The sequence below is a fragment of the Sphingobacterium sp. UGAL515B_05 genome (assembly GCF_033097525.1).
Lineage (GTDB): Bacteria > Bacteroidota > Bacteroidia > Sphingobacteriales > Sphingobacteriaceae > Sphingobacterium.
This window is the reverse complement of record NZ_CP109907.1, coordinates 3,364,159-3,385,131: the sequence shown is the minus strand read 5'-3', so window position 1 is coordinate 3,385,131 and position 20,973 is coordinate 3,364,159. Positions and strand designations below refer to the sequence as shown.

Here is a 20,973-nt window from a genome sequence, read left to right as displayed (position 1 = left end):
ATCACATCCGCTGAAGGTTTGCTCAGGCTAGGAAGCAGGGGATCCAACTAAAACAGAACATTCAGAACAAGTCGATGATCATGAACAAACAACCTATTTTATCAAAGAAAAGCTTTACCTTTTTTCTTTTTATACTCGCGCTATACCATACAGCAATCGCTCAGGATAGGAAGAGCAGCGTGTCAGAACTGACAGGGCAGCAACTCGATTATTCAAAATTTATACATACAGTCGCTAAAAATAATCTGGGCTACGCCGCCGAAAAATTCAACCTCAGCATTGCTGAAGCCAATATCATTAGCGCCAGGGTGTTTCCTGACCCTGAATTTAGCATGGGCATTTTTGATAATAGTGAACGTACAAAACAACTGGGGCGGGGCTATAATGCAGGAATTGCATGGACCCTGGAATTGGGGGCTAAACGAAAAGCCCGGATAAACCTGGCCAAAGATGAAGCCGAGGTAACCCGTTTATTGCTAGCAGATTATTTCCGAAATTTACGTGCCGACGCTACACTTGCATTTTTAACAGCAAAACAGCAGGCATTATTGGTGAAAATAAACCAAAATTCCTATCAGCAACTGAGGCAATTGGCCACATCGGATAGTATCCGCTATAAATTGGGGAGCATCCCTGAAATAGATTTCCGCCAATCTAAATTGGAGGCCGCCAATATGCACAATACGTTGCTGGCAACAGAAGCAACCTGGAAATCCGCCCTTGTAAACCTTTCCCTATTTATGGCAGACAACTCCCTTACGACAACGGGGGTACCCCCAGATGCTTTCGATCATTTGGACCGGGCATACCGCTTAGATGAACTGGTCAGAGTAGCCCAAAATGACCGCAGCGATCTAAAAGTTGCCCTGCAAAACAAACAGCTGTCACAGCGTCTGCTCCAATTGGCGCAGGCCAACCGGGCAATAGACCTCGGACTTTCATTTGGCGTTACCTATAATGGAGAAGCACGAAATGAAACTGCACCAACGCCTCAGTTTACGGCTATAAATGCAGGTATTTCAATTCCGCTAAAGTTCTCGAATTTTAAAACGGGCGATCTTAAAGCCGCAAAATTTAAGATCGATCAGGACGAGGTTGCCTATCAAGATGTACTCCTACGCATTCAGATCGAAGTTACGCAAGCGTTCCTAACCTACCAGGCCGCTCAAAAACAGGTACAGCTATTTGACAGCGCTATGCTATCGGAAGCAAAAGCAATTTTGGAAGGAAAGGTTTACAGCTATAAAAGAGGCGAAACATCCCTACTCGAAGTTTTAAATGCTCAACGGACCTACAATGATACCCAGCTTAGCTATTATGAAGCCCGTTACAATTATGCCGTAGCATTGGTTGAACTCCAACGCACAGCCGGGATATGGGATATTCAGGAGATCTAAGCTGGGGAGATTCTGTTTTTTCTCAACTTCTTATACATACTTTTCAAGGAAGGCGAAATCAGTATCAGCAAAAGTACGCTGATACTGATCATGGACATGATCTCATAATAATCCATGGCATAGCGCACAAAGGATTGGATCTTGACCCGCTCAGCAACGAGCTTTAAGGCGGCTGTATGTTCCTTATACTGTAATCCATGGTTTAAAACGCCGGCGGATTCCTGCTGCAGGTACTCCCGAAACAAGGGGTTGCCCACTTCCGTTTGATCCCGAAACACCTGTTGGTGCTGGGCAGATTCAAACAATTTGAAAAAATTCTGCAAACCGATACTGCTCGTGTAGCCCAGGTAGCGGATAGCAAGACAGACCGCAGCAGCAGAAGCCCCCAATTGAGGGCTGAAACTGGTAATGCAAAATAAGATGGTGGGTACCATAATAAGCCCTACTCCGAGTCCGTGTAAAACCAAAGGTATCCAAAAATGCGCATCATTACCCTGCCCCTCAAAGGAGAAAAACATCCATTGGTGAAACAGCAGCAAGCAACAATAGCCCGAAATCCAGATCCATTTTACCGGCCTTTGCCCAAGCATCCAATACAATGAGCCCAGAACACCGGCCACGATACCAGCAATATTAAACCACTGGATATAGGACAAATGAATAGGATCAAGTTGAATAACCTGTACGAGATATTGATTTGAGATGGTCAAGGAGAAGCGCTCGATATACATCATATACAAAATCAATAAGCCCAAGAGAAAGTTCCTATTTTTAAAAATCGCCAAATGAACATACACACGCCGGAGCACCAATTGCCGGACAATAAAAAGAATAAGCAACGCTAGACCTACCCCGAATATGATCAGCATATGCTGATCGTTAAACCAATAAACTTCTTGTCCATACACCATTAAATAGCCAAAACTGACGATCACAAGACTATAGAAAATACAGCTTGCCCAGTCTAATGAAAACAAAGGGTAAGGGCGTATATGCCTTATAGAGCGCATCGACAGCATAATCAACAATAAACCCGGTACAAATGATAAGGCAGCATATAGATAGAGCTGATCAAAATTGAATGAATCGATAAATTCAGCCGTGACGAAAGTATTAAATGGGGAGCTGCAGAGTAACATGCCGAAAAAGACAGCGTAACTTACTTCCTTAGCCCGATCGCTTTTCAACCGTGAGAATATCATGGAGATCGATAAGTTTACGGCAGAAGCAAACAACATCCCTTGGAAAAAGCGCAGGCCATATACCCAGCTGATATCGGTGATGCTGTACATCAAAAAGCAATTCAAGAACTGGAGAAGATTAAAAATAATGTAGTACTGCTTGATGGGAAAGTATAAAAAAAAGCGTCGTTCTAAAACGTAGAATCCAACAAAACCAGCATAAAACAAAATGATCAGGAACTGGACATCACTGGGTTGGGCACCGTAAAATCCAGCGGTGACATTTGTATTTGCACCTGGCAGGAAAAATAAGACCATACTCGGCATCAAGCTGCTAAACAGGATAAGCTTGATCAACCACTCCGGCACCCATTCTTTGAAAATTCCTTTCACTAGTTCTGATTTTTTGATACCAACACATTCACATTCATTCCCGAAAGAAGCTGTTGGGCTCCCCTTTGCTTATCCAGCTCAATGCGCACAGGTACGCGTTGTACAATCTTCACAAAGTTGCCCGTTGCATTATCTGGCGGCAAAAGGGAGAATGCAGAACCCGTAGCTGGGGAGATGGAAATAATTTTCCCATAAAATTTTTGATCCGGATACGCATCAGCAACCACCTCAACCCTATTGCCAAGATGCAAATAACGCAGTTGTGTTTCCTTAAAATTAGCCGTTACCCAGGTTGGGGTTTCTCTATTGACGATAAAGCCCAAAACTTCGCCAGCACTTATCATTTGACCTTTTTCAATCGTGCGTTTGCCAATCTGCCCATCGTAAGGTGCGCGAATAACGGTATAGCCGACATCAAGCCTTTTACGGCCGACAGCTGCCGTCAAACGAACACGTTCGGCATCGACCACACCTTTTTTCATATCCACATCATGCACACGCTCCTGTGACGCCTGTAATTTATGCTTTAACGAAGCCAGCTCACTCTTATACACATCCAACGTCGCTTTTACATCCTCCAGTTGCTGTGCCGTTGCAGACTTTTCCTGAAACAAATAATTATAGCGATCATACTCCAACTGTTGCTTGGTTACCCGAGCCTCCCCGGCAGCAATTGAGGTCCGTAAAGACTCATGTTCCGCCTGGAGAATTTCCTTTTGACTATGAAGAACATTGATCTCTGCAGCTTCCTTATTGACAGATGCCGCTACCTGATCAGCCTCATATTTATATTCCTTATTATCTATAAGCAACAAGGTATCACCCCGTTTAACCAATTGATGATCGTGATAATGCACAGAAACCACATATCCGCCCACCCGAGAAACAATGGGATTGATATACTGTGTTACCTGTGCATCATTTGTATAGGTATACCGCAAGCGCATCCATAATGCTTGAGCGCCCCATAACAACAAGGCCAACAAGACAATTCCAGCCAACCAGTTGGTGATTCGAGTGAGTTGTGCCTCCACAACTGTTCTTCGTGATTTAGGTTTCATTAGATAGTACCCTTCAAAAATTCGATAAAATAATAATGTTTCTGTAGCGCAATATGTGCGGTTTCAAGATCAAAAAGTGTTTTTAGGTATTGCATATCAGCATCTAAGAGATCTGTAATCAAAGCCGATGATTTAAAATACCTGTTTTTTATAATCCGTGCATTTTCCTGCGCCAACGCCTTATTGTTTTGACAGACGTCCTGCTGCTTAATAGCCAATTGATAATCCAACAGGGCCTGTAATAGTTGATTTTCCAGAATCTCCTCTTCATGATGGTGTTTTACCTCTTGTCGATCCAAGGCGATCTGTGCTCCGCGCACCACGTTTTTATTGAGATAAATTGCCGAGATCGGTATGGTTAATTTGAGCCCTGTGATACTCAGATTATACCAGCTGGGGTTATAGGGATACAAGAAAACCTGTGGATTGGCAAAAGTGAATGTACTGGTCAAACCCAACTCAGGAAGATAATTTGATCGCGCCTGTTTGACCGACAACTTCTTCAAAACCACTTCCTGTTCGGATTTTAGGAGGGAAAAAGCATGGCTTCGCGCTTCGGCAACAAGCGCTTCATAGCTGGGGTTTTCCACCTGAAACTGCTCGGGCAGGGGCACAATCTCCGCAGTAATACCACCAATTAGCTGCAGCTTCTGATTTGCAGCCTGAATATCATGACCGATCTGCACGAGCAACAGTTCCCGCTTCGAAAGCTCCAACGAAATACGCAGGACGTCACTGTGCAATACAACACCCGCCTTATACAGATGCTCAATCTCCTTGAGCTGTGCCCGTTGATCAGCAATATCCTGCTCGATTAAAGATCGGTTACTATACGACAGTTCCAAATCCAAAAAAAGATTGCAAACCTCCAATTTCGTCTGCGCCGCGGCATTCTTCCAATCGATTCTAGCCAGCTCATTTTCCAATTTTTTGGACTCAATTTTCATCAGGTCCCGATGCCCGTTGTAGAGGTTCAGATAAAAATCCAGGCCGCTATCGTACAAGTAATGAATGATATCATGCTGGGCGGGTTTATTTAAAAGTCCCTGATCATACACAGGCATATTACTCGCATAACTAGCAGAAGCTCGGGCGGAAATCTTGGGCAGCAACTCCATGCGTTGCTGCTGTACCGCCACCTCAGTTTCTTTGAGCTGCAAATAAGACTGCTCAATGTATTTACTGTTCTGTAGTGCTTTGTCGATCATGTCTTTCAAGGACATGCGCAAAGAATCGAGGGCGAAGGTGTCCGAAATAGCGCATACTAACAATCCTATGGTTAGTATGCCTTTTGCCCAATAGGGAGGAAAAAAGTTCACGTGTGTTATGTAATTTTTTTGCGTTGCAAACTTAGACACTTATTGGAACTTGGATTTCTTCACAAACGCCAATATGTTATGGAAAAAAGACATTTTTTCATCAATTCAATCAAAAAGACCAATATCTGCCAAGAAGATCTTACCATATCCTTTTTTAAAGCACAAAAAAAAAGCCTCTCAAACGTTGATTTGAAAGGCCTTTCCGGATGGTATAAAACCAAACTATCCGTATAAGGAATCTTCTATTGCATTCCACAACTGTATTCTCTTTTGTAGCGCAACTTTACTAATCTCCTTCATTTCCGTCCATCTAACCTCATCGTCCTTCGCGAGATCTGTGATCATCTGCATCGCCAAAGGTCCATGCTCGTCGCCATCAAGGTCAATATGACGTTGAAAATAATAGATAAAGCTGTCCAGATTGGCTGTAGGGAAGTTTGTTTTAATTTCTTCCAAAATAGAGGTAAACATTCCCGGGATAAGATCTTCGCGTCCAAACGTAAATGCTGCGGCAATTTTATGCACCTCGCCCTCAGCAATCACTTCGAATGTAAAATTCAAAAAGTCTTTGATCCGCTTGTCCAATGTGGTCGTTGCAATGACATCGAATATGTTGCTCGATTTTTTGGCGTGAGCAATAAATTTATTGACCAGATGAAGATCGGCACCCATGGCATCCATGGCATCCAGATACATCTCAAAGTGGCTCAAACGACGACCATCAATGTATTCATCCGATTCCTCAGCCAATACAATTTCGTTGATTAGATAGCGTGTTGATGGATGCTCACTCGCAAACCAAGGTAAAGTCGTACAGGTCAATTTAATCTGTAAAGCTTTTAGTAAAGACATAAAATCCCATACAGCGTACACATGCCCTTCTGTAAAAGAACGTAGATTCTTGATCGTTTTGATCTTACGATACAAAGGGTGTTGCAATAATACCTCGCGTTCGGTAGCAATGTATTCGTTAATTTCCGCAATTCTATTCATGGCGCAAAAGTATTGTCTTATCTCTATTTTTAAAAGTATTTTCGATGAGATTACAGTAACATGATAAATTTTTCGCCCAGCTATCCGCTTCATAACCAAATCACAGCCAACAATGCGCCTCGCTTTTGACCGCCCTATTCCTGTTGCTAACGCCCATTTACCCTTAAAAACAAAAATATTTTTTATTATAAAAAATAATCTACTATATTTGTAGAGTATTCAGAATTGCATGATGCAATACCAACCGAGTGCAGGCACCGCGGTGGTAAATTAATACGGGTTTCGACCAAAATAAACGTCACAGAACGATTATTTTCCCCAACAAGATCTGGATACAGTTTATGGTTTAATCTTTTAAATTTTTAAATTGTATGGCTACTACAACAAATCTTTACCAACACTTACTGGAAAAATTCAGTTATTACTCAACAGATGAACTGATCCAGCTCAACAATGACACCATTTTGGGACAAGGCTGGGGTTCAGCCAAGGCAACCTTTAGAACAGCTTTGATCAGTACGTTCTCCAAAAGAGGACTGGATCTTTCCAACATCATTTCCAAGGAAGACGGTTTTACCTCGGTGAAGCATGTCCCTGTACGCTTGGAACAGAATGTCCTGATTCCTTTACAATAATCTTTATCGGCAAAAAAAAGCGCGCATCGAAAGGACTTCGTGCGCGCTGCTGTGGTTGGTTTAGGAAATTGCCGATTTAAAAGAAGGCAATAATCTTATTATTTATAGTTTGGATTCTGAATTAACACACCTGCGCTTTTCTCAATTTCTGTTTGTGGTAATGGCCAGCGGTAAAATTTGTCTTCAAAATGATAGGGCACTTTACTGTCTTTGACCGCATTGAGTACTTCGCCTGCGATATGCCAACGAATCAAGTCGTAATGCCGCAGTCCTTCGAAAGCAAGTTCAACCCTTCTTTCGTGGCGGATACGATCGCGCATTTTTTCCTTGGTATAACCGGCAGGGAACCCGGGCATCTGAACGCGGCTCCTCAATGTATTCATAGCATCGTAAACCGATTGATCTGGCCCGGCGATTTCATTTTGTGCTTCGGCATACATCAATAACACCTCTCCAAACCGCAGTACAACAGCATCCTGTTGGCTCAATGTTGAAAAGCCAAAAGGTAAGTTGGCCGGATCCAAAAATTTCAGCACCCCATAACCTGTAGGCCGCGGATTGGACGGTGTATGGATCTTACCGCCGCCAAAGTCGGGATGATCCACGAAAATTGTTTTGCTCAAGCGCGGATCCCTATCTTTGAAGGGATTGGCTCGGTCAGTCAAAGGTGATTCACCAAAAGGCAGACCATCTTTGCATTCATAGGTATCCACCAGGTTTTGCAACGGTGAAGCAGCGATCCAGTCGCCGAGGTACATGTCCCAGGGAGCGGTATTATTCGGTGCCAGAAAATTGACCGAAAAGATAATCTCGGTATTGTTCTTCTGTGTTGCATCGCGAAAGACATTTTCAAAAGCCGTACTCAGGGTATACTCTTTCATGACATCGGTGCATAAGTCTTTTACCTCTTTCAAGATTGCTAAATCGGGCACCCCTTTGTCACCATAAGCCGCAAACAGTAAAACCCGTGCTTTCAAGGCTTTTGCTGAACTTGCGGTCGCATGCCCCCCATTATTGAAATAAGGTTTAGCCGCTAAGTTAGCGATCCCAAAATCCAGATCAGCCCTAATCTGTTTTAGAATATTCTCCGCAGTTTCCTTTGGCTGACGCTGATTCTCCAGACTGAGGGAAGTCAGCACTAGCGGCACCTCACCATAAATACTGTACAATTGGAAATAAACAAAAGCACGGATAAAGCGGGCTTCGGCTTCCATATTTTTCTTCTCTGCATCGTTCATATCGGCGCCGTTATAGCCCTGAAGCTTTTCGATCAGGCGATTGGCACGTCCTATACCTACATAAGCATCGTTATAGATCCCGGTTTCGTAGCCACCTGTGGTCGGATTTAAATTCCCACCGACGATTTCATTGACGCTACCTGAGTTGAACTGATTGTAGCCATTGTCGGTCAGACAGTCCCGGAAAGGCATCCCGTAGGAGAAAGCCTCACTCTGCAACGAGGCATATACACCGGCCAAGGCATTATCAAAATCCGATTTTTTGCTAAAATAATTGTCCGAAGCGATCTGATCCAAAGGATTGAGGTCCAAGGCACTGTTACAGGAACCAAAAAATAGTCCGGATAGCATCAACGCTGTTATAAATTTCTTTTTCATAGCACTTAAAAGTTAACTTGTACACCAAATGAATAAATCTTGTTTTGTGGATACTGCACCAGATCACCATTTCCATAGCGTTCAGGGTCCAAGCCCTTAAATTTGGTCGCAGTAAGGAGGTTATCACCCGAAAAATAAACCCTTAGGCGGTCAATTTTATATTTTTTCAACAGCCCTTCAGGTAAAGTGTATCCGAACACAAGATTTTTCAACCTGAAGTATGAAGCGTCCTGTATAAAATAGCTGGAAGCACGGCTGAATTTCTCCGGAGCACTCCAACCCCAATAAATACGGGGCATCGTTGTCGAAGGGTTTTCAGGTGTCCAACGGTCTAACCAATCTTTTGTCGGCGGACTACCCTGTACAAATGGGGTTACACCCCAGCCCGAAACATAGGATTTGACGCCATATACCCCTTGTAATAGAGCCGAAAAGTCAAAGCCCTTAAAACTTGCACTTAGATTAAAACTATAGTTCAGTTTTGGATCTACACCGGAAATAATTGTTCTGTCGTTCGCATCTATTTTTCCGTCCCCATTGACATCCCGATACTTCAGATCTCCTGGCAGTGTATTATCATTAAACTGCTTAGGCGCCGCCGCTACTTCGGCATCGGATTGAAATATGCCAATGACTTCGTAGGTGTAAAAGCTGTCCATCGCGTAGCCATTTTTTTTGATCGTATAGCCGCCGATTTCAGGCTCGCCAAATTTGACCAGCTTGTTTTTGAAACGATCGAGGTTTGCCCCTAGCTGATAACGTAAACCTTCTAATGCGCCCGTAGTAAGCTGATTGCGATAGGTAATTCCTAATTCAACACCTTTATTTTCAACGATACCGTCATTGATATTTGGGGCGCCCAATCCTACGATTGCCGTGATCTGCGAAGGGCGTAGGATGTCGGTTGTCCGTTTCTTATACCAATCGAAAGTAATATCCAAATTTTTGAACAGGCTTAAATCTACCCCAACATCTGTCATGGTTGTTGTTTCCCATTTGATCAGTGGGTTGGTCAGTCTTTGCTGTGCCACCCCCGATTGCAGACTATTGTTATCAAATGAATAATTACCTGTAAGTCCCAATACAGGCTGGTATGGATAATTTAAGGAATAGCCATTCACATCCACCACATTCTGGTTTCCAAGTTGCCCCCAGGATCCACGGATCTTCAAATTATCCAACCAACCGGAAGCAAATTCCTTGACAAAAGATTCTTCCGATACACGCCAGCCTGCAGAGAAAGAAGGAAACGCTGCCCAACGGTTTTTACCGTAAAACTTGGAACTACCATCGTAGCGCATATTGGCTTCCAAGAGGTATTTCCCCTGATAATCGTAGTTCAATCGGCCGAAATAAGAGATCAGCGCCCATTGGTTGGCCGTTCCGTTTGCCCGTTGAATATCCGATCCCCCCGCATTTAATTCTGTTAGTGTATCGTCGACAAAATTCTGTCTGAAGCCCTGAAGGTAGGTATACTTACTTTTTTCAATGCTATATCCGGCCTGCGCTTTGAGGTGGTGTGCGCCAAACGCGCGATCATAGTTCAGGTAAGTAAATAAATTGGTGTATATTGTTTGCTGATCCTGATCCGTAAGGCCCTTTCCAAGATCCAATGTTGTTCCGAGCGTGCCCGTATGGTAATAATATTCATCCAACGTTGATTTATAATCCTTGTACTTGTCCATATTGAAATTATAGGCCCCTTTGGTATACCAGGAAAGACCTTTAAACAGCTGTACCTCCATCCAGGCTTGTAAATTAGCCGCATAGTCGTCGGTATTGTACGTGAATTTCCGATCCAATACGGCCATAGGATTTTTATTGTTGTACTCCCAGTCGTAAGCTTTGTACGTGTACCGTCCGCTACCATCCGGCAAAAATGGGCCATAAGTTGGTGCCTGCGACATGGCCGACAGGAAGAGGTCTTTGGATCCGCCCGGGATAGATTCGGTATGCCCTGTTTTGAGCAAAATATTTGTTCCGAATTTAATACCTTCCGAGATTTTGGTCGTCAGATTGAGGCGGGCGGAATAACGGTCGTAGTTAAAACCTTTGATCATTCCATCCTGATTGACGTAGCCCAAGCCAACATTAAAGGTTGTCTTCTCGTTTCCGCCCTGGATACCGAGATTATGGGTATACGTCGGTTTTGTTTGGAAAATAAGCCCCAGCCAGTCCGTATTTGGATATTTTACAGGATCGTTGCTGTTGCGATAGGCAGCGATCACATCGGCGGGATATAGGCCGTCGTTGAGATTGGAATTCTTGCGCGCTTCGTTGTATAATTCCATATACTGCGCCGAGTTGGTGATCAGATCAAACATTTTCGTGGGCTTATAGATACCCACATTTCCGTCATACTGGACGGTTGTTTTTCCCGATTTCCCTTGTTTCGTCGTGATCAGAATAACGCCATTGGCTGCACGCGAGCCGTAGATTGCTGCGGAGGCGGCATCTTTCAGCACACTGACATTTTCGATATCATTGGGATTGACGTCGGAGAATTTGCCCTGCACACCATCGATGAGCACCAGGGGATCCGACCCGGCGCCGCTAAATGTACCCTTACCACGAATGCGGATGGAAACGCCTTCATTGCCCGGTTCTCCTGACCCTTGATTGATCTGAACACCCGGCACTGCCCCCTGCAGCATGGAAGCTGTATTGACAACGGGCCGTTTGATCATATCTTTGCCACTCACTGTAGCCACGGCACCGGTTAGGTTTACTTTCTTTTGTGTACCGTAACCGACCACAACGACCTCTTCCAAACTCGACGAAGCGTCGTTCAGCTGCACATTCACGGTTCCCTCATTGGCAGCAACAGCCATTTCCCTGGTTTCAAATCCCAAAGAAGAGAACGTCAGTACGGCAGTTCCACCTGTCAGGCTGAGTTCGAATTGCCCCTGCTGATCCGTTTGCGTTTCCTGCGTTGCATTTTTGACCCGTACTGTCACACCCGGTAGCGGGCGCCCTGTATTATCCAGCACTTTTCCTTTTATTGTGCGCTGTTGACGTACTACACCCGCGACTGTGGAAGGAACTTTTTCTGTTGGGGCAAAACGACGGTCTGTCGTTCTTAGAGATGCAGCGGAGCCCGTGTAGGGTACAGCTATCGAAAGACAGAGTGCCATTATACTGGCCTCAGGACCGAAGGACAGGCCCTTGATCAAAGGCCATTGTCTTGTCTTTTCTGTTTTCATATTTACTTTTTTTGTTTATAAGGTGCTTTTATTTTGAAATTTTTGGCACAAAGCATCCCCTATCATGCAAAAAATTGCATGTTCCAATTCGGTTGAGGACGCTATGTTTTGTTATTTTTCTTTTGTACGATAGGCGATCCAATTATGATCTATACATACGTTAAGTTGTTGTGATTTGAGTGAATAAATCTGATAGTTCAGTATCTTACCATCTTTCCATTCCATATCTAGCGTGTGATTTCCCTTGATGCGCATGCCCCTCACCCGGCCTTCTCTTTTCCAGGCTTGAGGCACAGCCGGTAGAAGATATACCGTATCCTGATGGGACTGCACCAGCATCTCGGCAATACCAGCTGCTCCACCAAAATTACCATCGATCTGAAATGGGGGGCCTGCTGTTAACAAATTGGCGTAAACACCACCACCGGCGCCATAATTGATATGTGTATCGACACGTGGGGTCATGAGTTGCCGAAATAATTTATAAGCCCGCTCGCCTTCATGCAATCTGGTCCAAAAGAGTAGTTTATGGGCAATGGCCCAACTCGGTCCATCATCCCCCCGCACATCTAGGCTTTTTTTAGCGGCAAGCTGCCAGTCTGGATGTTCATCATAACGAATCAGATAACCGGGATACAAACCGTACAAATGTGAGATATGCCGATGCTGCGAATCCACCTCTTCATAATCTTCGATCCATTCCATGATGCGGCCATCTTTGGCGATCTGTACCGCCGGAGCTAAGCGTTTAAGCTGCGCCGCAACCTTCGTTAAAAAAGGATCGGATTGTTTGCCCAATAATCCCGCTGCATGGATGATATTTCCAAATAATTCACGTACGATCTGATTATCTATCGTTGGTCCCATCGTGACGTTTGCCTGCTGCCCATTGGGGAGCTTGAAGGAATTTTCGGGAGATACAGAGGGCGAAGTCAATAGCCAGCCCTTGGTTGGGTGTTCGGTCAGGGCACTGGAGTAAAACTGTGCTGCTCCGTAGAGAATCGGGTATATGCGTCGTAGATAGGCTATATCTTCGGTATAGAGGTAATGTTCCCAAAGGTTATTGCAGAGCCAGCCCGAGCCCGCATTGGCAATTCCCCAGGAAGCAGACTCTCCGGGTTCGGTATAGCCCCATACATTGGTGATCACATGGGCTACCCAGCCCGGTGCATTATAGTATGCTTTCGCGGTCTTTGCCCCCGGGGCCATAAGACCTTCCACAAGACCTACCAAGGGTTCATTGAGCTCGCCCAAATTGGCCGCCCCGAGGTGCCAATGGTTCATCTGCACATTGATATCCAGGTGGTAGTCCCCATTCCAGGGTGTCTGAATCTGATTTGCCCATAAGCCCTGTAAGTTTGGTGGTAGCAAGCCTAAGCGCGTACTGCTGATACTAAGGTAACGACCATACTGATAGAATAGCGCTGCCAGCCCTGGATCCTGATCCGGTTCTTTACCAAAGGCCACCAAACGCTCATCGGTCGGTAGGTCATCTTTCGACTGCCCCAATCGGAGCGACAAACGGTTGAACAGGACCAAATAGTTTCGCAGATGTTCGGCATACTGCTGGCTATAGGATTTTTTCAACGCCTTTGTTAGCGTTTCAGCCGTCGTACGCTCAAAATCCTTACCTTTAAAATCAGTATCTGTTGCCACGTAAATCAGCACTTCGTCAGCCTGTTGAATAACAATAGATTGCCCTTTTACAAGCTGTTTCCCGCCTTTTATCTGTGCGCGGACACGTGTTTTAAACTGCATTCCTTTACCGTCCACACCGTTGTCCAATTGTCCTACCAAAACAAGCTCGCCATCCTCGGTCTTGGCAGTAGCCCTTTCGGTACGGTCAATCTTGATTTCCAGGCTTAGCTGGCCTTTTTTGCTGCTCTGTAAACGAATAACGCCCAGGTCATCAGCAAAGCTTGTCCAATATTCGCGGCTATACCGGACGCCTTTGAGCTCATAGCTTGTTTTTGCCATCGCCTTATCGAGATCCAGTTCCCGGCGATAGTTCTGCACTGCGTTGAGATCCGTTTGTCCGTCAAAAGCAAGCATCAGATTGCCGAGCACTTGATAACAGCCCCATTGCTTACCGCCCGATCCGGGGCCTTTGCAGATAAAATGCTGGTCGATCAGACGCTGAGCAAGGTCGTTTTTCCCGCTTTTGATCAGATTTCGAATACTATCCAAATACCTGCTGGCCTCATAATTATTGGCATCCTGAGGGCTTCCCGACCATAGGGTGATATCATTGAGCACAATATGGTCATTCTTCAATCCACCGTCAGGCATCATGCCAATTTTTCCATTGCCCAAGGGCAGGGTCTCCTCCCATTGTTTTGCCGGCTGCCGATACCAAAGTTTGCCGCCCTGCACCTGCCCAAATAAGTTGCCCGAAAGAAAGAAAACCACAAGCGTGCAGAGTAACTGACCTTTCCGATTGTTTATTTTTGATGATCTACTCATGTGGCTTTAGTTTTTTGTCCAGTCATCGGTTCGGAAGGGAGATCCGGGTATCCCGGCTTCGTTGTATAAAGTCAGGTCCGGGTTATCGGCCCAGCCGTAGCGCACTGCGACGGGCGACGGTACTTCTTTGGCAGATACGATCAGCTTATTTCCGACCTGTTTGACTTCTGCAGGATAAAAAACCTGATCGGCACCAGCAATTGTGAAACTACTGTTGCGGTTATCCGCTCCTTTCAGCACAAGCTTTTTGCCCATGGGGTTAAAGCTAAGTTCCATTTCTGCGGCTTTTGTCGTCCAATGCTGAAGAACAGGGCCCGAATAAGGGATCTTCTTGCCATAGAGCAGCGCTGTTGCGATCCAGCCAAGTCTTCTACCGACATCCTGCTTGTTTTTCGGATGAATATCCTGTGCATCGCCGATATCCGTTATAACAGCCATACCTGTATAAGGCAATTTGAGTGTTTGGCGCTGCGCTTCCCGTAATCTCGCCCAGGAAGAAGGCTGCGGTGTTACACTTTTCGCTTTAAAGTTGGCCAGTTGAACAAAATAAAAAGGCATCTTTTCATTGTTCCACTGCTGGCGCCAGTCCTGAATCAGTGCGGGCAGCAGTTGCTGATAAGGAGCGTCTTTTGAATCTGCGTTACTTTCACCCTGGTACCAAATGGCGCCTTTTATCTTAAAATCCACAAAAGGCTTAACCATGGCATTGTAGAGCACAGTAGGCCTGTTGGGACCCTCCATCGCATTAGGTTTTGCGGGCAGCTTCGCCAGATCATAACCTACTTTGCATTTCCAGTCTCCAACGAGAGATAGCTGTTCGCCATTTGGCCCTTCCAGTCGTGGCTGTTCTGTACCGCCATATATTCCACCATCGCCGGCTCCATCAAATACGCGAACGGCGATATGCAATAGACTGCCGTTGTTGGCCGTTGCAGGAACAGTATAGTTCCGAATCTGGTCGTAACCGACAGTTTCACCCACTTTTGTACCATTGACATAAGTGATGTCGTTGTCATCAATCGCTCCCAAAATCAACTTAAGAGGTTTACCTTGCCAATGTGCCGGTAGTTCAACGTCTTTGCCAAAATAAACGACACCATCCATTCCCGGAAATAGGTTCTTGTCAAAAAAGCTCGGAATAGTAATCGTCGACCAGCTGCTTTTATCCAATAGTGACGCAAACCACTCGCCTTGCGTTGCTATCTTCACCTGATCCTGCTGTTCGGCGACGCGATTCCATTCGGCCAGATCTTTCGCATAGATTTCCTGTGCATCCGGACGTTGGATTTTTTCAATGGCCGCCGTATAGGTTGAAAAAGGTGAAAGTGCCTCCCGGCTCATCCAGGCTTCAATAATTGTTCCGCCCCAGGAGGAATGGATTAGGCCAATAGGAATGCCTGTTTTCTCGTAGATCTCGCGCGCAAAAAAATAGGCTGTCGCCGAAAACTCCGGAATACTTTGTGGCGTCACCGGATTCCATCCACCGGACTCCACCTTCACTGCGGTGGTAGGTTGATTGGCCGTTGCTTTTGGAATCTGCAAAATACGAATATTGGGAAAGTTGGCTGCTTTGATTTCCTGCTCAAAGTTATTGATCTTACCCCAACCCGCCAGAGGCATTTCCATATTTGACTGTCCTGAACAAAACCAGACTTCACCGATCAGAATATTTTTTAGGATCAATTGATCACCATCGTTGATGGTAATTTGGTAGGGTCCACCGTATTTCGGTGTCTCCAGATAGACTTGCCAGCCTCCCTGCTGATCGACCTCAACCTGATAGCTCTTGTTGTTCCAGCTGGTGTTTACGCTAAGTTCCTTGCCGACTGCGGTACTGGTTCCCCAGATCTTGACCTTTTCTTTCTGCTGCAGCACCATATTGTCGCCAATAAAAGCCGGCAGCTGTACTTTGGCCTGTAGGGCAGAAAATCCACTGGCAACGCTGAGTAGGAGCGCCAGTAAAGTCCGTTTATACTGTTTAGGTTTTATCATGATTTTTGAGTTTTTTGCTCAATTGGGTTTATACATTTGGCGCATCCGAAGTCCGGGTTGTTAGCGTCGGAGCTTCGGATGTGCCATCGTTATCCTTTTAAAGTGCCGATATTTTTAGTAAAACACTGGGACGGTTGCTATTCAGGTCTGGATTTACGCCAACTTTCATCAGGTAGTCGCCCGAATAGGTTTGTCCCTGGCCTAAGCTCGACTTAGTTCCCGGATACAGGTTGATCTCCTCCACCCGGTATTGCTTTTGGGCATCCAGTCCTTTTAAACGGACAGGATCGGTTGTTCCGATGCCATAGCGGTTATTGACCAGGTAGTTGAAGATGACAGCCTCGGTTTTTTGGTTATTCACATAGCTGAGGGCGGCGAAGTCCCCTTCACGTGGATCGGCCAGACGATACTGCTCCCCGTGCCATATTGTTCCTTTAAGCGCGTCGTAATTCTTTACCGCCTGCTGGCAGAATAACAGATCCTGTTCTTTCAGGTGGCTCACCACAATATCAAACCCCAGTTTACCCATCATGGCTACATCCGTACGGAATTTGAGGGACTGTTTTCCCCAGTCTGTCACATGGTTGGAGGTGCTGATTGCCGGGAAAAAGTACGAATACTCGTACTGCATAAAAATACGCTCCAGAGGGTCTGTATTGTCCGAAGGCCAAAATTCGGTAAAGTACCGAAGTGCCGCATAGTCCACACGACCACCACCGCCCGAACACAACATCATCGGCACTTTCGGATACTTCGAACGAATGCGCTCCAGCACTTTATAAAGGCCTTCCACATAAGAAACATAGAAAGCACCTTGGTCTTTTAGAAATGCGGAATGCGCATTGTAAATGACCGCATTACAATCCCATTTGATATAGGCCAATGCCGGATTTTTAGTAAACAGGTCGTCCAGAATCTGGAAAACAAAATCCTGCACCTTGGGATTTGTCAGATCCAGGATCAACTGATTACGGAAGTAATGTTCTTCACGTTGTGGCTGTTTGACAACCCAATCCGGATGTTGCTCGTAGAGTTCGGATTTGGGGCTAACCATTTCGGGTTCTACCCAGATACCGAATTTAACGCCCTGCTTAGTCGCTTCTTCGACAAGTGTTGCGATACCATTGGGTAGTTTTGTCCGGTTCGGTTGCCAATCTCCTAGACTGGAATGATCGCTGTTACGCGGATATTTATTTCCAAACCAGCCGTCATCCAATAAAAATAAATCTACCCCTAGTTTTTTGGTATCCTGGAGCAAACCTTTTAATTTTTGTTCATTAAAATCAAAGTAGGTCGCCTCCCAATTGTTGAGTAAAGTTAGGCGTTCGCCATTTCCATCCAGCAGCTGATATTTTCGGGCCCAATTGTGCAGATTTCGGGAGGCGGTGCCTTTTCCCTTTGTCGACAAGGTATAAATCAATTTGGGTGTTGTAAATTCCTGGTTGCTGGCTAATTTCACATTGGAAGCATAGTTATTTATTCCGGCAATGATACGCAGGTTATTGAGGTAATCCACTTCAAAATCCACCTTAAAATTTCCACTATACCCGAGGCTTGCCATCAGTACTGTTCCTTCATCTTCGGATGCCGCCTTGCCCAGAGACACCATAAAGGAAGGTGGTTGGAATAAATTCGCGCGTGTTCCGAGCTTACTGTCCAGCACTTTGATGCCATGTGTTAACGGAGCCTCGTCCACCTGCATTTCTTTTGCCCAGTCGCCATGGTACTGCCGTAGCCAATACGCCTTGGAGCGCAGGGTCAGATTGGCCGAAGCAAATTTTTCCAGCGTGACGACCTTCTTTTCCTTATTCTGGATCGTTGCCCACTGCTCAATGATATCCTCATTCAAAAACGATTTGTAGTGTAAAACGACATAAATATCGTATACCGGATCTTTTAGGGTGATATCAAGCTGTTTGACATTGGCATCCAGGTTTTTCACCGCATGCTTTTCATAGCGCAGGTCAAGTGAACGGTTACCATCAGCATGAACGACACTGATGGCTGGTTCCAATAGGTTTTTTGAACCTGAGGGGGTATACGCCGCATTGGAGAGGCCACTATAATCGGTCAATTGCCTATAACCGCTTGCAATGGTCGAGTACTCTTTAGAATCACTCAATTTTTCACCGTAATAAAGCATTTTCAGTGTTTTCGTGGAATCGTACTCCAACACTAAGGCATTCGATCTGGTTTCAATAGGAATCTGTTTGGACTGCGCCTGTGCCTCCAGATGCACAAGCCCATGGGTCATCAAAAGCCCGAGTACAACATGTTTAAAATGATGGGTTGGCATATATAAATAGATTTAGGATTTGTTAACGAACTTGACTGTTTTGTTTGCTTTTAATTGAATCTTATAAAGGTATTTACCATTGATTTCCTGCTGTGGGCTTAGACCTGCCAATGGCGAAGGACTTAACACCTGAATCGTTTGATCTTGCGGCGATGAAAGAATAAGCTGTCTAATGCTGCTGTTGCTCCATTCCATCTTTTCGATGTGTACATTGCCCCGGGCTTTGAGTCCTTTCACTGTTCCGGCCGACCAGCGATGAGGCAGTGCAGGAAGTAATTCCAGCACATCCGTTTGCGACTGCAGCAACATTTCACTCACCGCAGCCACATAACCCAGGTTGCCATCAATCTGAAAAGGTGGATGCGCGCAGAGCAAGTTGGCGTAAACGCCACCGCCATTGTTGTAATCAATACCATCGCCGCCGACGAGGTTAATGAAATTAGTTAGGATTTTATAGGCGTGATTCCCATCCTGCAAGCGGGCCCAAAAAGCCACCTTCCAGGCCATGGACCAACCGGTGGATTCGTCGCCTCGCGCGGTGAGGGTAACTCGTGCAGCTTTGGCCAGTTCCGGTGTTTTTAAAACAGAGAACTGGTTACCGGGGTACAGGCCAAACAGATGCGAGACATGGCGATGCTTGTCCTGTGGATCATCACGATCCGTTTCCCACTCCTGCAACTGTCCCCATTTACCGATTTTGGGTTTGAGCAGCGCATCGCGAAGTGCCGCGATATGCTTACGGTAATCGGCGTCCATATTTAAAACTGTGCTCGCCTGGATGTAGTTGTTAAAAAGATCGTAAATAATCTGGTGGTCATAGCTCACGGCATCCTCTGTGGGGCCATGTTCCGGCGACCAGCCCTTTGGCGCCACCACAGTTCCATCCGGTCTTCGAACCAGACGATCATCCCAAAACTCACTTATTTCTTTTAAAATCGGGTATGCAAATTCGCGCAGGTATTTCTCGTCCTTGTTAAAGGCATAATGCTCCCAGAGCGCCTGAGCATACCAGGCACTTCCGGGGGTGTTCCAAAGGAAGCTCTCCCCACCGAAGATATTATTTTCGGTCTTTACGGTCCAGCCCCTTACGCCCGGAAATTCCTTTTGTGTATTTATTTTTTTCACCTCACGCATGCTATTGATATAATCGAGGTAAGGCCAGGCCGATTCACCCAGATTAGCGACTTCTGCAGGCCAATAGTTCATCTGTACATTGATATTGGAATGGTAATCTGAGCGCCATGGTGGATTGTTACTGTTATTCCAAAGCCCTTGCAGATTTGCAGGCAAACCGCCTTTCCGTGAGGAACTGATCAGCAGATAACGTCCATATTGATATACTAATGCTTCCAGAGCCGGGATCGGCTGTTTTTTATAGGCTTCCAACAGCGCTTTTGTTGTTTGCTTAGCGTCCAGCTGGCTATGGTCAAGATCAAGCGTCACGCGGTTAAACAGCGCTGTATAATCTGCAACGTGCCGTGCCAGCAGCTTATTTACGCCATATCTTTCCGCTTGCTGCAGATAACGCTCATTGACCTGCATCGGTTCTTCGGCCGACTTCCAGTTGGTTGCCCGTGTATTGGCGTAATCTGTTGCGGCACTCAGCAGCAGAATAAGTCGATCGGCAGATTTTACGGTAAGGACAGTCTGTCCTTTTTCATCTGTCGTTTTGGAAAGTGAACCACCGACGACCTGTACGCGTACCTGTGCGGCATACCGCATACCATTGTCGAGCGTTCCCTGAAACCACAGGTGAGCATCTTCTGCCTGCACCACCTTCCCATGTGCATCCCGAAGTGCGATCTGGGCATTGAGTTTCCCTTTTTTACTATTTGCATAGTCAAATACCATGACCTGATCGGGCTGACTCGCAAAATACCGGCGGTTGATTTGCTGTCCATCCTGCTGGTAGGCTATTTCATGTAAGCCCTTATCCAAATTCAATTTCCGGCTATAGGCGGTAAAGGGTTTATTAATATCGGAGTCAAAACGAACAAAAAGATCACCAAAAGCCTGATAGGCACCTGTCTCCTGTTCATCACCTGTCCAGAGGCTATTTTCATTAAATTGGATATGTTCCTGATTTACGCCCGCAAAGATCATGGCTCCTATTCGTCCATTTCCGATCGGGTATGCTTCGGTCATCCAATCTTTGGCAGGTCGATCATCCCAGAGATAATACCGTTGGGCCTGGGAAGTGCCAAAACAAATGATCAAGAGTGTTAAGAGAACGTATTTCATTTTTGTGTGCATCAACATAGTGGTTTATACAATTTTATTGGGCAATGCCCAAGGGTGAAAAAACAAGGTAGATGACAATCATCAAAAGGATGAGAAAAGCGCCAATCCGGTACCTTCCCTTCCAATAGGCTTCTTTATCCTGGCCTGAAAACTCAAACTGATACGCCGATAGATAGTTTGGCT

General features: G+C 45.6%; 12 protein-coding genes and 1 riboswitch. Of the genes, 2 read left to right on the top strand and 10 right to left on the bottom strand.

Going from position 1 to position 20,973, the window contains the following annotated elements; all coding sequences use genetic code 11:
* Positions 1-80 precede the first annotated feature (80 nt).
* Complete coding sequence (locus OK025_RS13760; RefSeq protein ID WP_317664522.1) at positions 81-1,397, top strand: TolC family protein; 1,317 nt, start codon at positions 81-83, stop codon at positions 1,395-1,397.
* Here OK025_RS13760 and OK025_RS13755 read toward each other — a convergent pair.
* From OK025_RS13755 to OK025_RS13740, 4 genes are all read right to left on the bottom strand, one after another.
* On the bottom strand, positions 1,394-2,971 hold the full coding sequence (locus tag OK025_RS13755; RefSeq protein WP_317664520.1) for a hypothetical protein: 1,578 nt from the start codon (positions 2,969-2,971) through the stop codon (positions 1,394-1,396). The two genes, OK025_RS13760 and OK025_RS13755, sit on opposite strands and share 4 nt — an antisense overlap.
* On the bottom strand, positions 2,971-4,032 hold the full coding sequence (locus tag OK025_RS13750; protein ID WP_317664518.1) for an HlyD family secretion protein: 1,062 nt from the start codon (positions 4,030-4,032) through the stop codon (positions 2,971-2,973). The genes OK025_RS13755 and OK025_RS13750 overlap by 1 nt, the downstream gene beginning before the upstream one ends.
* Positions 4,032-5,351 (bottom strand): TolC family protein, encoded by a 1,320-nt coding sequence (locus tag OK025_RS13745; RefSeq protein ID WP_317664516.1) that lies wholly within the window; start codon positions 5,349-5,351, stop codon positions 4,032-4,034. Before OK025_RS13745 ends, OK025_RS13750 begins: the two co-directional genes overlap by 1 nt.
* Before the next feature lie 222 nt (positions 5,352-5,573).
* On the bottom strand, positions 5,574-6,344 hold the full coding sequence (locus OK025_RS13740; protein WP_317664514.1) for a DUF3050 domain-containing protein: 771 nt from the start codon (positions 6,342-6,344) through the stop codon (positions 5,574-5,576).
* A gap of 210 nt (positions 6,345-6,554) precedes the next feature.
* A riboswitch (SAM-I-IV-variant riboswitch) is annotated at positions 6,555-6,648 on the top strand.
* Positions 6,649-6,715: 67 nt separating this feature from the next.
* Between OK025_RS13740 and OK025_RS13735 the strand changes: the two genes are divergently transcribed.
* The gene (locus OK025_RS13735) at positions 6,716-6,979 is read left to right on the top strand and encodes a 5-oxoprolinase (RefSeq protein ID WP_070567048.1); all 264 of its coding nucleotides are present in this window, start codon (positions 6,716-6,718) and stop codon (positions 6,977-6,979) included.
* A 98-nt stretch (positions 6,980-7,077) separates the two neighbouring features.
* Here the strand turns inward: OK025_RS13735 and OK025_RS13730 are convergent, their stop codons facing one another.
* The 6 genes from OK025_RS13730 to OK025_RS13705 form a co-directional block, all read right to left on the bottom strand.
* Positions 7,078-8,595, bottom strand: coding sequence for a RagB/SusD family nutrient uptake outer membrane protein (locus OK025_RS13730; protein WP_317664509.1), 1,518 nt, complete (start codon positions 8,593-8,595; stop codon positions 7,078-7,080).
* A gap of 5 nt (positions 8,596-8,600) precedes the next feature.
* Positions 8,601-11,798 carry a TonB-dependent receptor gene (locus OK025_RS13725; protein ID WP_317664507.1) on the bottom strand — a complete coding sequence of 1,066 codons (3,198 nt, stop codon included), beginning with the start codon at positions 11,796-11,798 and terminating at the stop codon, positions 8,601-8,603.
* 111 nt (positions 11,799-11,909) lie between these two features.
* Entirely contained in the window at positions 11,910-14,261 is a 2,352-nt protein-coding gene (locus OK025_RS13720) for a glycoside hydrolase family 95 protein (protein WP_317664505.1), read from the bottom strand.
* 6 nt (positions 14,262-14,267) lie between these two features.
* Positions 14,268-16,253, bottom strand: coding sequence for a sialate O-acetylesterase (locus tag OK025_RS13715; protein ID WP_317664503.1), 1,986 nt, complete (start codon positions 16,251-16,253; stop codon positions 14,268-14,270).
* Between the two features lie 97 nt (positions 16,254-16,350).
* The gene (locus tag OK025_RS13710) at positions 16,351-18,549 is read right to left on the bottom strand and encodes an alpha-galactosidase (protein ID WP_317664501.1); all 2,199 of its coding nucleotides are present in this window, start codon (positions 18,547-18,549) and stop codon (positions 16,351-16,353) included.
* Positions 18,550-18,561: 12 nt separating this feature from the next.
* Positions 18,562-20,790 carry a glycosyl hydrolase family 95 catalytic domain-containing protein gene (locus OK025_RS13705; protein WP_317664499.1) on the bottom strand — a complete coding sequence of 743 codons (2,229 nt, stop codon included), beginning with the start codon at positions 20,788-20,790 and terminating at the stop codon, positions 18,562-18,564.
* Between the last annotated feature and the right edge of the window lie 183 nt (positions 20,791-20,973).